This is a genomic window from Ruegeria sp. CF8 (assembly GCF_056537285.1).
The window spans coordinates 37,645-51,768 of sequence record NZ_JBQFRG010000012.1 but is presented as its reverse complement, the minus strand read 5'-3'; the positions used below and the strand labels follow the sequence as shown (position 1 = coordinate 51,768).

The window sequence follows — 14,124 nt, the reverse complement described above, 5'->3', positions numbered from 1 at the left end:
GTATGCCTCTAATGACATCCTGGGTGACGTCGGCCAATGACGCGACACATCCGTTCCCACTGAACAATCTGCCTTATGGCGTCTTTTCGACCGAGGGTGATGAGGCCCGGTGCGGCGTAGCCATCGGCGACATGATCCTCGACGTCACCGCCGCCGAAGCCAAAGGGTTGATCACCCTTAGCGATGAGCCTTTGTTCGACGTGCCGTTCTGGAACCCGCTGATGGAAGAAGGCCCTGCTGTCTGGGCCGCCCTGCGAGAACGTCTGATCAGCCTTCTGGCCGAGGGTTCGGACGAGCAGAGCAAGGTTGAACCATTGCTTGTCCAACAAGGCGATGCCGAGATGCACCTGCCCTTTGCGGTCAGCGAATACACCGATTTCTACGCGGGCCGGAACCATGCCTTCAACGTGGGCACGATGTTCCGCGGGCCGGAAAACGCGCTGCCGCCGAACTGGCTGCACATCCCCATTGGCTACAACGGCCGCGCGTCTTCGGTCGTGGTATCAGGTACGGATATTCGCCGCCCCTGGGGGCAACTGAAATCCCCCGATCAGGACCTGCCCGCCTTCTTGCCCAGCCGCCGTTTTGACATCGAGCTTGAGATGGGCGCGATTGTCGGTACCCCTTCGGATGGCCCGATCTCGGTGCAGGAGGCGGACAACAATATCTTTGGCTATGTCTTACTGAACGATTGGTCGGCGCGGGACATCCAGGCTTGGGAATACCAGCCGCTGGGCCCGTTTCAGGCGAAAGCCACCGCAACCTCAATCAGCCCCTGGATTGTCACCAAGGCAGCGCTTGAGCCTTTCCGCTGCGACACGCCAGCCCGTGAGTTCGAGTTGCTGGATCACTTAAAAGACTGCGGCCCGATGCTCTATGATATCGATCTGTCGATCACCATGGCACCGGCCGGGCAGCCTGCCACGACAATTGCACAGACCAACTATAACCAGATGTACTACTCCGCCGCGCAGCAACTGGCCCATCACACCACATCCGGATGCCCGATGAATGCGGGCGACCTGCTGGGATCCGGAACCATTTCCGGGCCAACCAAACCTGAACGCGGTTCGTTGCTGGAACTCAGCTGGGGCGGAAAGGAACCTCTGACACTGGACAGCGGCGAAACCCGCAGCTTCATCGAGGACGGCGACACACTGACCCTGACCGGCGCGGCCAATGGCGACGGCTATATAATCGGCTTCGGTGACTGTGTTGGCACCGTTCTGCCTGCCCTTACTTCCCCTTTCGAACGATGACGCACTGACTTCATCTTTTTTCCAAATACTCCCGCCGGAGGCTTCCAACCGCAGCCTTCCGCGCAAGCGCAAAAGGACAAAACCAATATGGCCAAAGCATTCGCGTCCCAGGGGGACATGTCGGAGAAAAAGATCAGCTTCACTGAAGTGGGCGAAGGGCTCTATGCCTTTACGGCCGAAGGCGACCCGAACTCGGGCGTCATCATCGGCGATGACAGCGTGATGATTGTCGAGGCGCAGGCGACACCGCGTCTTGCCAACAAGGTGATCGAATGCGTCCGCTCGGTCACCGACAAACCGATCACGCATGTTGCCCTGACCCACTACCACGCAGTACGAGTTCTGGGCGCAAGCGCTTTTGGCGCTCAGCAAATCCTGATGTCAGACATGGCGCGCGCCATGGTCGTGGAACGCGGGCAAGAGGATTGGGACAGCGAGTTCCAACGCTTTCCGCGCCTGTTCGAGGGACACGAAAGCATCCCCGGCCTGACCTGGCCCACCACCACGTTCAGCGACACGATGACCGTCTATCTGGGCAACCGTCGTGTGGACCTGATGCATCTGGGCCGCGCACACACCGCCGGGGACATCGTGATTCATGTGCCGGATCAGAACGTGATGTTTACAGGCGACATCGTCGAGTACCACTCGGCCTGCTATTGTGGTGACGGGCATTTCAGCGACTGGGGTGACACGCTGGACGAAATCAAGTGGTTCGACGTGGATGCCATTGCACCAGGTCGGGGTGACGCGCTGGTTGGCAAAGACATGGTAAACGCCGCAATCGAGAACACCCGCGATTTCGTCAGCAGCACCTACCGCCCGGCCGCCAAGGTGGCTGCACGCGGTGGCAGCCTGAAGGAAGCCTGGGACGCCGTACGCGCCGAGTGTGACCCGAAATTCGCTGACTACGCGATCTACGAACACTGCCTGCCGTTCAACGTAGCGCGCGCTTACGACGAAGCGCGCGGTATCGACACGCCGCGTATCTGGACCGCCCAGCGCGACCTTGAGATGTGGGAAGCGCTGCAAGGCTGACAAAAACGACCCGGTTTGATCCAGATCGTTTTACGCGGCGGGATTCGATGAAACCATAAGCCGAGGCCTCCGGCGCCTGCCGCCAGGGGGCATGATATGCAGCACATTGGTGCATCTGCTTTGGGGGAGCCCATGAACAAGATCTTTGAAACACCGCTTTACGGCTATGAACGCAGCCCGGACCAAGACAGCCCCACGCCCGTCAGGCGCAAGGTCATCGTGATTGGCGCCGGTCCGGTTGGTTTGGCCGCTGCCATTGATCTGGCCCAACACGGTGTCGAGGTCGTGGTTTTGGACGAGAATGACAAAGTCAGTTTCGGCAGTCGCGCCATTTGTTTTTCTCAGCGCACATTGGAAATTGCCGACCGTCTGGGATGTGGACACCGCTTGGTCGACAAAGGCGTGTTGTGGGATCGCGGCAAGGTCTTCTTCGACGATCGTCAGGTCTATGACTTCAACCTGCAACCGGATGAAGGCTACGCCAATCCGGCTTTCATCAATCTGCAGCAATACCACTTTGAAAATTACTTTGTTGAGCGTGTGCGCGAGCTTCAGGCTGAAGGCGCACCGATTGAAATTCGTGGGCGTAACAAGGTCGAGGCTATTGGCACGCACGAAGATCACGTTCGGATGGAGGTCGAAACCCCAGAAGGCCCCTATACGCTTGAGGCTGAATGGCTGATCGCTTGCGACGGAGCCACCTCTCCCACCCGCCGGATGCTGGGCATTGATTTCGAAGGGCGTGTGTTCGAAGACAACTTCCTGATCGCGGATGTGATCATGGATGCCGATTTCCCATCAGAACGCTGGTTCTGGTTCGATCCGCCATTCAATCGGGGGCAATCTGCGCTGTTGCACAAGCAGCCTGACAACGTCTGGCGCATCGACCTGCAATTAGGCTGGGACATCGACAAGGAGCGTGAAAAGCGCCCCGAGAATGTCATCCCCCGCCTCAAGGCGATGTTGGGCGAAGACGTCGAGTTCCAGCTGGAATGGGTCTCGATCTATACCTTCCAGTGTCGCCGCATGGAAAGCTTCCGCAAGGGGCGTGTTCTGTTTGCGGGCGACAGTGCGCATCAGGTCAGCCCCTTTGGCGCACGCGGGGCAAATTCGGGCCTTCAAGATACCGACAACCTGTGCTGGAAACTGAAACTGGTGCTCGAGGGCAAAGCGCCTGAAAGCCTGCTGGACAGCTACAATTCCGAACGGGTGCAAGGCGCGGACGAGAACATCCAAAAATCCAGCCGGTCGACCGATTTCATCACACCAAAATCCGAGATGTCGCGGGTTCTGCGCGATGCGGTTCTGGATTTGAGCGAACAGTACGAGTTTGCCCGACCTCTGGTGAACTCGGGCCGGTTAAGCCAGCCCTGCACCTATGACGGGTCCTCGTTGAACTCGGCCGATGCGCTGAACGGCCCGGCCTGCACACGCCCTGGATCGGCCTGCCCGGACGCTCCGCTGGGCGATGAATTCCTGCTGCCCAAGCTGGCCGGCAAGTTCACCTTGCTGACCATTGATGCCGATGCCCCAGACGCTCTGGAAGAGGATGGGGTTGAAGTCACCCGGCTGGCACTGTCGGTCAAAGACGACCTGACGTTGGCGCTCAAACGTCGTTACCTGGGTGATGCAACCAGTGCAGTGTACCTGATCCGCCCGGATCAGCATGTAGCAGCGCGGCGCGACAGTTACGAAGAAAAAAGTTTCCGGCATGCGATCCGCAGAGCCTGTGGCAAGGAGTAAGCGCAATGTCTGACCTGATCCTGACCCCCAATTTCGACAACGCCGACGACTTTTACGCCAACCTTCTGGCGGCGCATGAAGGGCTTGAGAAAGTCGACAGCGACGCTCTAAATGCCCGGCTTGTACTGGTGTTGGCCAATCACATCGGCGACGGCGCGGTTCTGTCCGATGCCATTCGCGCGGCTGCGTTGTCGGACAGTTAACGGGTTCCCACGTGAGCAGTGTTGTCCTCTATGACTACTGGCGGTCCTCGGCCAGCTATCGGGTGCGGATTGCCCTGAATCTGGCAGCCATCGAATACGACGCAGTTGTTGTCGATCTGGTAGGCGGCGAACACAAAGGCGCTGAGCATTTGTCACGCAACCCGCAAGGGTTTGTGCCAGTTCTGGAGATCGACGGGCAACGGCTGACACAATCGCTAGCAATTCTAGAATATCTGGATCAAACGCGGAGTCTGGGCCTCTTGCCTTCCGACCCGGTACAGAGGGCCAGAACACAGGCGCTGGCCTACGCGATTGCGGTGGATATTCACCCGGTCTGCAACCTGTCTGTCGCACGTCACGCGACCTCGCTCAGCACTGACGCCGCCGACATGCCCGGAGATTGGATGCGGCACTTCATCCAGCCAGGCTTGCAAGCATTTGAGACCATGTTGGGCGCGTTTGAACAGACCCCTTATTGTATCGGTGCGCAGCCTGGCCTCGCAGACATCTGCCTGATCCCTCAACTCTACAATGCACGCCGCTGGCAGGTGGATCTGTCTGACATGCCGCGTGTTCTAAGTGTCGAAGCCGCCTGCGCCGATCATCCGGCCTTTGTTGCAGCGCATCCCGACGCGCATGCACCTCAATAACCCTGCACAGAGCCTGTGTGTCTGTGCGCCTAGGCGTCCAGCCTGATCGGACTTAGCTTTGGGCCATCAAAGCAAAGAGGTTCCCATGCCCGAGATCACCGGCTACCACGCCCATGTTTATTTCGATGCCGACACGCAGGATACGGCGCAACAGGTCTGTGAAGAGGCCGCTCGGCTATTCCCGGTTCAGATGGGGCGTATGCATGCCCGCAATGTCGGCCCCCACCCGCGCTGGAGTTGCCAGTTGGGCTTTGCCGCCGATGCTTTTGATCGGGTCATGCCTTGGCTGATGCTGAACCGGCAGGGCCTGACCGTGTTCACCCATCCCGAAACCGGTGAACATCTGGAAGATCACCGAGATCGGGCAATCTGGATGGGTGAGATGCTGGATCTGAACCTTTCGATCTTCGACAAGCTTTAGTCTAGTGCCCTTGCCTGATCCCGCAGGACGAATTTCTGTACCTTGCCCGTAGAAGTTTTCGGCAGGGTGCCGAACACGACAGTCTTTGGTGCTTTGAAATGGGCCATGTTGTCCCGGCAGAAGGCAATCAGCTCTGCTTCGGTCGCGGTTGCATCGGGCTTCAGCTCGACAAAGGCACAGGGCGTTTCGCCCCATTTTTCATCTGGACGCGCGACCACAGCCGCCTCCATCACAGCCGGGTGTTTGTAGAGGATACCCTCGACCTCAACGGACGAGATATTCTCACCGCCTGAAATGATGATGTCCTTGGATCGATCCTTGAGTGCGATATAGCCGTCGGGGTGCATGACACCCAGATCGCCGGAGGCAAACCAACCACCCTTAAAGGCCCCGTCTGTGGCGTCCGGGTTCTTAAGGTATCCTTTCATCACCACGTTGCCCTGCATGAAGATTTCACCCATGGTTTCGCCATCCGCAGGCACGGGTTCCATCGTATCGGGATCGGCGACCATCAGGCCAGAAAGCGCCGTGTACCGCACACCCTGCCGTACTTTCAAAGCGGCGCGGTCTTCCGGACCTTTCTCATTCCATTCGTCTTTCCAGGCACAAACGACCGAGGGCCCGTACGTCTCGGTCAGGCCGTAAACATGGGTGACCTCGACGCCCATCGCCTCCATCGCTTCGATCACGGCCGCAGGCGGCGGGGCACCTGCAGTCATCACCTTGATCTGGTGATCAAAGTCTTTCAGCTCATCCGGCGCATGGGCGAGCATATTCAAAACAATCGGAGCACCGCAGAAATGGGTGACTTTCTCATCGCGGAACGCTGCATAGATCGGCTCGGCCCGAACGGCACGCAGACAGACAGACACACCCGCATTAGCCGCCATGGCCCAAGGGAAACACCAGCCATTGCAGTGAAACATCGGCAATGTCCACAAATAGACGGAATGTTTGGGCATATCCCAATCCAGCAGATCCGACTGTGCGTTCAGGGTGGCTCCCCGGTGATGATAAACAACCCCTTTCGGATTGCCTGTGGTGCCCGAGGTGTAATTCAGGGAAATCGCATCCCATTCATCCTCTGGCAGGGACCAGTTGAACTCTGGGTCGCCTTCATTCAGTAGGGCATCGTATGTCAGACTGCCCAGTGTTTCACCGCCGTCAAAGCTGGGGTCTTCGATATCGATAATCAAAATGTCACGCTCGACCTGTTTCAGCGCCTTTTTCACAACGCCTGAAAATTCCGGGTCGACCAGCAGTGCCTTGGCTTCGGCGTGATTTAGTATGAAAGCGACGATTGGTGCATCCAGGCGTGTGTTGATGGCGTTTAGAACAGCGCCTGCCATTGGCACACCAAAATGAGCCTCATACATTTCGGGAATATTTGCTGCGATGATTGAAACGGTATCGCCTTTGCCGATGCCACGCGCACGCAACGCGCCTGCCAGTCGCCGGCACCGGGCATAGGTTTCAGCCCAGCAATACCGGCGGTCCCCATACACCACCGAAGGGTAACCCGGATAGACCTGCGCCGTTCGCTCAAGGAACGTCAGCGGCGACAAAGGCGTGTAGTTGGCCCGGCTTTTGTCCAAATGACGCTCGTAAATGTTTGTGGCTGTCACCTGCTGATCCTCCCAAATCAAAGTCCGCGCGACTTGAGCATAAACTTGGTGCTCTGACAAATCCGTAGTAATACGATAGCCGCACTTTCTGGCAATATGGGATGGCGCGATCTGGCCCTACTTACAACGGGCCTTTCGCGGTGATCTGAAGCATCTTAAACACAGGCGGGGGTATGGCCTGACCAGAAGCCCCTGAAGCGCATCTCAGTGAAAGGACTTGTCATGGACGGCACGTTCAACGAAAACGATCTTTCCCGCGTGGTCGAGGCCGACCGCGCTCATATCTGGCACCACCTGATTCAGCATAAACCCTTTGAAACCAATGACCCGCGCATCATTGTCGAAGGCAAAGGCATGCGCGTCTGGGACCAGAAGGGCAAAGAACACCTGGATGCTGTTTCCGGTGGAGTGTGGACCGTGAACGTTGGCTATGGCCGCGAATCGATCTGCAAGGCCGTCTATGATCAGTTGATGAAACTGTGCTATTTCGCCAACTCGGCAGGCTCGATCCCCGGCGCGATCTTTGCCGAACAGCTGATCGACAAGATGCCGGGCATGAGCCGCGTTTATTACACCAACTCCGGCTCTGAGGCGAACGAGAAAGCCTTCAAAATGGTCCGTCAAATCGCGCATAAGCGCTATGGCGGCAAGAAGACCAAGATTCTGTACCGCGACCGCGACTACCACGGCTCGACTTTGGCAACCATGTCGGCCGGCGGTCAGGATGAACGGACTGCGCAATACGGACCTTTCGCACCTGATTTCGTCCGCGTGCCGCACTGCATGGAATACCGCAAGCACGAACTGGACGGCGCACCGGAAGAGAATTTCGGCGAATGGGCGGCGGATCAGATCGAAGAGGTCATCCTGCGCGAAGGTCCCGACACAGTAGGAGCCCTGTGCCTTGAACCGGTAACGGCTGGCGGCGGCGTAATCGAAGCACCCGAGGGCTACTGGCAGCGCGTGCAGGAGATCTGCAAGAAATACGACGTGCTGCTGCATATCGACGAGGTTGTCTGCGGTGTTGGCCGGACCGGCACATGGTTCGGATACCAGCAATACGGTATCAAACCCGATTTCGTGACCATGGCCAAGGGTGTGGCCTCGGGCTATGCGGCGATTGCCTGCATGGTCACAACCGAGGAAGTCTTTGACATGTTCAAAGACGACGCGTCGGATCCGCTGAACTATTTCCGCGACATCTCGACCTTTGGCGGCTGCACGGCCGGACCGGCAGCAGCGATTGAGAACATGCGCATCATCGAAGATGAGAACTTGCTGGGCAATTGCACCGACATGGGCGACCGCATGATGGGCAACCTACAAGCGCTGATGGAAAAGCACAAAGTCATCGGCGATGTGCGCGGCAAGGGTCTGTTCCTGGGGGCCGAACTGGTCACTGATCGGGCGACCAAAGACCCGATGGACGAAAAGCGGGTTCAAGCCGTTGTCGCCGATTGTATGGCGCAAGGCGTGATCATCGGTGCCACCAACCGCTCGATCCCCAGCCGCAACAACACCTTGTGCTTCTCGCCCGCGCTGATCGCCACGGCAGATGACATTGACCAGATCACCGATGCGGTCGATGGCGCGCTGGGGCGTGTTTTCGGGTAAATTATTTTAAGAAACACCAAGGAAAACCGGCGCTGAATAAGCCGGTTTTTTTTCGTCCAGCGGACCTCTATGCGGACAAGGCCGCCGTTCGATCTTTTCGAACGAAGGTCCGCTTCCCGTCTATCTTCGATCCTCTAAACCTACGATGAGCCAGAAACCCTCCGCTACGCAACAGGTCTAAACCGTCCCAAAGAAGCTAACGCCAGACAAGCAGCACCACTTCAAATACCGCCGCACTAGGGATATCGGATTTTGTCGGAACTCCTAATCCGAAGCGTTTCGGGCTTAAGTTGCGGCACGTATTCCCACTAGTGCTTTCGGTGGCTTTGGGTATACGTGTCGCAGAAAAATTCAATCAAACCCTGAAACGGCCTTGGTGTAGATAGAAGAACCTTCAAAAGAACATTTTCTCAAACAGCTTGATGAAATCCACTTGCCCAGACTTTAAGGCTGCCTTCTGAAGAGCGGGGAACTCATCTGGATTGTTGTTAGTTAGTTCCTTCAAAAACCTAAAACACGAACTTCCATCCTGAACCCTGCCTAGCTGAAGGGCACGCACAAAATACTCATCGTAAGAAAAAAAGTAAGGCAGCACCAGGTGGCGTGGTTGATACGATGAAAAGAGGTTTTCGTCAGCGATCCTGCAATAAGCTTCCAATATTTTGGGGTCGTCCCCGAAGTTAATGAGTGAGGTCACCACATCTGAATATTGAATGCTTGCCTCGTTGGGTAGTTGGCTCCGCAGCGCGGGCTTGACGAGATTTGAAGCGGTGGTTCCATAGTCTACGTCAAAATCAACATTGGCCGCGCTTTTTACCAATCGATCTAAATTGAACCTTGAACTGGTTGGTGAGTTCGATGTCACTGCTTGGGGAACCAGTCCTTTCAAGATATACAGCTGCAAGATACCTGGATGCCCGTCGTTTCCAGTTGAGTTCAAATCGACTTTGTTCTTCTCAAGCCACTTGATGTCCTCTGCTTTTTCGATACCCAAATAGGAGATTTCTAGTAGGCCGCAGTTTGCTGGAAATCTCTCAATGGTTTCTCTCGAAGCACTCAGGAAATCTTGGCCGAGAACGCCTCGCGCGCGCTTCACACATGGAAGGTCCTGCCTCGACAGATCGAGCCGTCTAATTTTCCAAAGACCCGTCTTTACAATATTTGCACGCTCGAAGAAATCAAACTCCGCTGGAGCTACCTTGACACAACTTGCGCCAACACAATCGGCGGAGGAAGCTTTACCCGGTGGTTGGGATAGAACGACGAATGCCGCTTCCCAATCAAAATCCACCGGCAACAAACCGTTGTCGATGTAATATTCGGCCTCAGAAAGGTCAATATTCCAATAATCGGAAACACTTGTGCTATTCAGTGCATTGTCAAAGGCAATTAAGAAACCGTCGACGAACTCTTCTTCGTCTGCCTGCGCTACACTTAGATTGGAAAACAGCGAAATAGTCGCAAGGGCAACTGCACCCAAAAGTATTTTCACGTTTGCATCCTTCTTCAATCGACTAAGATACTTTGTCGACTATCACTGATAATTGCTAGGGGTGTTCTGACGGAGAATTGTACCACCCTCATTTCTACTGCATGGATTACGAGGGGTCGGCGTGGCTGTCATCGTGCTTTAGTACGGCGTACCCCACTTAACTGGTTCACCGGTATGCTCAAGAAACGGAGTACCAAGAATGGCAAACAAGCGAACGAAGCTGAAAAAAATTTTGAAATTACGGGGATTAAGGTGTTGAGCAATGCGACCGAAAGCGGCGCTGACACCTGCGACGCTTGACCTATTGTCTCCTCGCCTTGATCGCGTGGGAGGTTTCGACGACCTTGGAAATCAGCCCTGTCTTTGGAGGCCAGTTCAGCCTGAATGACGGGAATGTCACCTTCCCATTCTGGCTGATCAAATGGTAGCTGACCGACGGGCTGACATTCAGCACAGGATCGGGTTTTGCCCGAATTCGCGCTGGCGGCGAATGGCAGGTTCGACGAGCTGCAACGAGACCCTATGTTAGATGTTGGCTTTTGGCGTACCGCACCAGTTCAGTTAAGATGCAGCATTTCAGAGGTATGGGCTCTAAGCCAACACTCTCTACGTTCAAAGCCAAAAAGCCGCTCCAATCGGGACGGCCTTGAACTCGCAATCTCTCGAAAGAGGATCAGGCAGTGAGAGCGGCCAGCGTTTGGCCCGCTCTCTGTTGTGCATTTTGCCCAAAGCGGTTCGTCAATGCCTCAGGCTGTTCCTGCTATTTCAACATGTCGCTGTTCCAGCTCGATTTGCCTCTTCACCGCCACAGGATCAAGATCGCTTTCAGCGGGCGTGTCGATTCCAAAATGGCCGAAATTGTCTTCTCCGCGCACCAGCATTGCCGTATCGAGATCATGTTTGGTCTGACGTACATGCGCCGCAAGATACTGGATATTCAACCCAATTCGACGATCCTTACTTTTGTTCGGCATCGAGGCATGAAGCGTCCAACCATGGTGAAAACTCGCCTCGCCCGGACGCAGCGGACAAAGCTTGGCCTGGCTCTCATCAACACCAAGAACAGTCTGCCCCTGCAAAAGAACGTTATCGTCGTCTTCCGTTGTTTCATGGCTCATCACACCGTTCGCGTGACTTCCCGGTAGCATTCGCATGCAACCGCTTTCCTCGTCCGCTGGCGACAAGGCGAGCCAAGCGGATACCTGGTCGTCGTGGCTTAGGCCCCAATACGTCAGATCCTGATGCCAACTGACATGCGAGGTCGAGCCAGGTTCTTTGATGATATAGGTAACATTGTACAACAGAATGTCGGGCCCGATCAGCGCTTCGATAAGATCGAGCATCAAGGGGTGCGTAGCAAGCTTGTACGGCGAAGTTAAAATTGTGTGCGCTTTGGACTTATAATGCATGGACGCGCCCAGCTGGCGCTCGGCCCATTCCATTGCGGCCCGGTGTTCTTGCGCTTCGACTTCAGTCAGGATCGGAACACCACCTACATAACCGTCCCGATTGTAAGCGTTCGCCCAAGTTCTTACCCTTTGGTCGATTCCCATAGTCGCCTCCCAAGAAATGACTAAGCAATCGTTAGTGGAAAAACATGACCTGCCAAGCCTGTTTCGGTTTTGGTTTGCGTCGGCGCTAATGAAAATTGAAACATACCGTACCGAATGCGCGCTTGGGGCTTTCCAACCCATGATGCAAAAAAGCCGCCCCAAGCGGGACGGCCTTTCATTCACTGTCTCTATTCAGAGGATCAGGCAGCCAGAGCGGCCTGAGCTTTGGCGACGATCGCGCCGAACGCTTCCGGTTCGTGCACGGCCAAGTCAGCCAGAACTTTGCGGTCCACTTCGATACCGGCCAGGTTCAGGCCGTTGATGAAGCGGGAATATGTCAGAGCTTCGTCATGCGAACGGACAGCAGCGTTGATACGCTGGATCCACAGCGCGCGGAAGTTGCGCTTGCGGTTCTTACGGTCGCGGGTTGCATACTGGTTGGCCTTGTCGACGGCCTGACGGGCAACCTTGAAGGTGCTCTTGCGGCGGCCATAGTAACCTTTGGCAGCCTTGATGACCTTCTTGTGACGGGCGTGAGTTACGGTTCCACCTTTAACGCGGGACATCTCTTAATCTCCTCTTAGCGGTCGTAGGGCATGTAGCCCTTGACGATCTTGGCGTCGGGGGCGGACAGGGTGGTGGTGCCACGGGCGTCGCGGATGAACTTCTTGGTCCGCTTGATCATGCCGTGCCGCTTGCCGGCCTGGCCTGCCATGACCTTACCGGTCGCAGTCACCTTGAAGCGCTTTTTAGCGCTCGATTTGGTCTTCATCTTAGGCATTTCCGTCTCCTTTTTCGGGTTCGGTTTCAAACGCGACTCGGCATGCCATCTCGGCCGGTCACGCGATCAGAAGCGCCATTTACGCAAGTTCCGTCATACTGGCAAGGGGGATTCGACCAGAATCTGCGCTTTGTGCGTGGCTGGTCCGACACCGGGGCGACTGTCGCCGCCCCGGTGGATTGGGTTAGTGGCCGAACTTGCGGATTTCACCGCTTTTCAGCCGTTCTGCATAAGACGCCAGTTCCTGACGCACCACTTTCATCAGGAAATAGAGCGCAAAGACGTTCACCACAGCCATCGCAAAGATCGCCGCATCCGAGAAGTCGATGACAGGACCAAGGTTAGCCGCCGCACCGATGACCACGAAGACGCAGAAGATGATCTTGAACACCAGCTCTTTGGTGTGACCTTCGCCGAACAGGTAAGTCCAGGCTTTAAGGCCGTAGTAGGACCAGCTGATCATGGTCGAGAAGGCAAACAGAACAACGGCAATCGCCAGGATGAAGGGGAACCAGCTGAACGCGCTGCCAAAGGCGGCAGAGGTCAGGCTGACGCCGGAATTGCCATCAACGGTGGCAATGGCGTTACCCGCCTCGTTCAGCATGTAGTTGCCCGTCGCCGGATCGACGATCAGCTGCTGTGTGATAATGATCACCAGCGCCGTCATGGTACAGATCACAACGGTGTCGATGAACGGTTCTAGCAACGATACGAAGCCTTCGGTGATCGGTTCCTTGGTCCGAACAGCCGAGTGTGCAATTGCGGCCGAGCCCACACCCGCTTCGTTCGAAAACGCCGCACGGCGGAAACCCTGGATCAGCGCGCCAACCATGCCGCCTGCAACACCGAGCCCCGTGAAGGCACCCGCGAAGATCTGACCAAAGGCCCAGCCGATCTGATCAGCGTGCATGATGATGATCACCAGCGCCGCCAGCACATACATCACGCCCATGAAGGGTACGACCTTCTCAGTCACACGCGCGATCGACTTCAGACCACCTACGATCACCGCAAAGACAATGGCTGCAAAGACCAGACCCGTGATCCAACCGGGGTAATCCCCCACGATACCTGCGATCTGCTGATGCGCCTGATTGGCCTGGAACATGTTGCCCCCGCCCAGCGCGCCCAGGATACAGAAGATCGAGAACAGAACCGCGAGGATCTTACCCCCGGGCAAACCCAGTTCGGCAAAGCCTTTGGACATATAGTACATCGGGCCGCCAGAGACGGTGCCGTCCTCGTATTCGTTGCGGTATTTCACGCCCAGCGTACATTCGGTAAATTTTGACGCCATGCCCAACAGGCCCGCGACGATCATCCAGAACGTGGCCCCCGGCCCACCAATCCCGATGGCAACCGCCACACCGGCAATGTTACCCAGACCAACAGTACCAGACAGCGCCGTGGCCAGAGCCTGAAAGTGACTGACCTCACCGGCGTCATTCGGGTCGGAATAGTCGCCTTTGACAAGGCTGATCGAGTGCCCAAAGAAGCGGAATTGGACGAACGCGAAATACAGCGTGAAAACAGTGGCCGCGACCACCAGCCAACCCACGATCCACGGAAATCCGGTTCCCGGAAACGGAGCGAAGATAAAGCTGACAAAGGGTCCGGTTGCGTCTGCAAAGGCCTGGTTGATCTTGTCATCCAGGCCCGGAGCCTCTTGTGCCGAAGCCGCGGTGGCCATGAAAGCGGCAATCGCCGCAAGATACAGGTGTTGTAGCGTTTTCATTTTCCTGCCC

Annotated in this window: 13 protein-coding genes; 7 read left to right on the top strand and 6 right to left on the bottom strand. The window is 56.3% G+C overall.

The genetic code is table 11. From position 1 onward, the window contains the following. Nucleotides 1–2 precede the first annotated feature (2 nt). From fahA to ACR0EV_RS21295, 6 genes are all read left to right on the top strand, one after another. Nucleotides 3–1,259: a fumarylacetoacetase gene (gene fahA, locus ACR0EV_RS21320; protein WP_480801935.1), complete on the top strand. Its 1,257-nt coding sequence runs from the start codon at nucleotides 3–5 to the stop codon at nucleotides 1,257–1,259. An 87-nt stretch (nucleotides 1,260–1,346) separates the two neighbouring features. Then, on the top strand, nucleotides 1,347–2,297 hold the full coding sequence (locus ACR0EV_RS21315; RefSeq protein ID WP_171096234.1) for an MBL fold metallo-hydrolase: 951 nt from the start codon (nucleotides 1,347–1,349) through the stop codon (nucleotides 2,295–2,297). Nucleotides 2,298–2,429: 132 nt separating this feature from the next. Next, a complete protein-coding gene (locus ACR0EV_RS21310) occupies nucleotides 2,430–4,040 on the top strand; it encodes an FAD-dependent oxidoreductase (RefSeq protein ID WP_480801934.1) in 1,611 nt (536 codons plus the stop codon). Nucleotides 4,041–4,045: 5 nt separating this feature from the next. Continuing rightward, entirely contained in the window at nucleotides 4,046–4,243 is a 198-nt protein-coding gene (locus ACR0EV_RS21305) for a DUF2783 domain-containing protein (RefSeq protein ID WP_480801933.1), read from the top strand. A gap of 11 nt (nucleotides 4,244–4,254) precedes the next feature. Then, a complete protein-coding gene (gene maiA, locus ACR0EV_RS21300; protein WP_480801932.1) occupies nucleotides 4,255–4,893 on the top strand; it encodes a maleylacetoacetate isomerase in 639 nt (212 codons plus the stop codon). 85 nt (nucleotides 4,894–4,978) lie between these two features. Continuing rightward, a complete protein-coding gene (locus ACR0EV_RS21295) occupies nucleotides 4,979–5,314 on the top strand; it encodes a DOPA 4,5-dioxygenase family protein (RefSeq protein ID WP_480801931.1) in 336 nt (111 codons plus the stop codon). Here ACR0EV_RS21295 and ACR0EV_RS21290 read toward each other — a convergent pair. Beyond that, on the bottom strand, nucleotides 5,311–6,939 hold the full coding sequence (locus ACR0EV_RS21290; RefSeq protein ID WP_480801930.1) for an acyl-CoA synthetase: 1,629 nt from the start codon (nucleotides 6,937–6,939) through the stop codon (nucleotides 5,311–5,313). The genes ACR0EV_RS21295 and ACR0EV_RS21290 overlap by 4 nt on opposite strands. A gap of 222 nt (nucleotides 6,940–7,161) precedes the next feature. On the opposite strand from ACR0EV_RS21290, the gene ACR0EV_RS21285 reads away from it, so the two are divergent. After that, nucleotides 7,162–8,553 (top strand): aminotransferase family protein, encoded by a 1,392-nt coding sequence (locus ACR0EV_RS21285; protein ID WP_171096246.1) that lies wholly within the window; start codon nucleotides 7,162–7,164, stop codon nucleotides 8,551–8,553. Between the two features lie 394 nt (nucleotides 8,554–8,947). Here ACR0EV_RS21285 and ACR0EV_RS21280 read toward each other — a convergent pair whose 3' ends face one another. The 5 genes from ACR0EV_RS21280 to ACR0EV_RS21260 all read right to left on the bottom strand — a co-directional run bounded on the left by ACR0EV_RS21280 (nucleotide 8,948) and on the right by ACR0EV_RS21260 (nucleotide 14,114). Then, complete coding sequence (locus tag ACR0EV_RS21280; RefSeq protein WP_480801929.1) at nucleotides 8,948–10,045, bottom strand: hypothetical protein; 1,098 nt, start codon at nucleotides 10,043–10,045, stop codon at nucleotides 8,948–8,950. A gap of 746 nt (nucleotides 10,046–10,791) precedes the next feature. Further along, on the bottom strand, nucleotides 10,792–11,598 hold the full coding sequence (locus ACR0EV_RS21275; protein WP_480801928.1) for a phytanoyl-CoA dioxygenase family protein: 807 nt from the start codon (nucleotides 11,596–11,598) through the stop codon (nucleotides 10,792–10,794). Between the two features lie 200 nt (nucleotides 11,599–11,798). After that, a complete protein-coding gene (rplT, locus tag ACR0EV_RS21270) occupies nucleotides 11,799–12,164 on the bottom strand; it encodes a 50S ribosomal protein L20 (RefSeq protein WP_008756009.1) in 366 nt (121 codons plus the stop codon). 14 nt (nucleotides 12,165–12,178) lie between these two features. After that, a complete protein-coding gene (rpmI, locus tag ACR0EV_RS21265; RefSeq protein WP_005981143.1) occupies nucleotides 12,179–12,379 on the bottom strand; it encodes a 50S ribosomal protein L35 in 201 nt (66 codons plus the stop codon). Nucleotides 12,380–12,563: 184 nt separating this feature from the next. After that, the gene (locus tag ACR0EV_RS21260) at nucleotides 12,564–14,114 is read right to left on the bottom strand and encodes an alanine/glycine:cation symporter family protein (RefSeq protein ID WP_480801927.1); all 1,551 of its coding nucleotides are present in this window, start codon (nucleotides 14,112–14,114) and stop codon (nucleotides 12,564–12,566) included. Nucleotides 14,115–14,124 lie beyond the last annotated feature (10 nt).

Excerpts from the sequence above, each read along its gene's own strand:
- fahA (WP_480801935.1), top strand. The coding sequence starts at position 3 with ATGCCTCTAATGACATCCTGGGTGACGTCGGCCAATGACGCGACACAT.
- ACR0EV_RS21315 (WP_171096234.1), top strand. The coding sequence starts at position 1,347 with ATGGCCAAAGCATTCGCGTCCCAGGGGGACATGTCGGAGAAAAAGATC.
- ACR0EV_RS21310 (WP_480801934.1), top strand. The coding sequence starts at position 2,430 with ATGAACAAGATCTTTGAAACACCGCTTTACGGCTATGAACGCAGCCCG.
- ACR0EV_RS21305 (WP_480801933.1), top strand. The coding sequence starts at position 4,046 with ATGTCTGACCTGATCCTGACCCCCAATTTCGACAACGCCGACGACTTT.
- ACR0EV_RS21295 (WP_480801931.1), top strand. The coding sequence starts at position 4,979 with ATGCCCGAGATCACCGGCTACCACGCCCATGTTTATTTCGATGCCGAC.
- ACR0EV_RS21285 (WP_171096246.1), top strand. The coding sequence starts at position 7,162 with ATGGACGGCACGTTCAACGAAAACGATCTTTCCCGCGTGGTCGAGGCC.
- ACR0EV_RS21275 (WP_480801928.1), bottom strand. The coding sequence starts at position 11,598 with ATGGGAATCGACCAAAGGGTAAGAACTTGGGCGAACGCTTACAATCGG.
- rplT (WP_008756009.1), bottom strand. The coding sequence starts at position 12,164 with ATGTCCCGCGTTAAAGGTGGAACCGTAACTCACGCCCGTCACAAGAAG.
- rpmI (WP_005981143.1), bottom strand. The coding sequence starts at position 12,379 with ATGCCTAAGATGAAGACCAAATCGAGCGCTAAAAAGCGCTTCAAGGTG.
- ACR0EV_RS21260 (WP_480801927.1), bottom strand. The coding sequence starts at position 14,114 with ATGAAAACGCTACAACACCTGTATCTTGCGGCGATTGCCGCTTTCATG.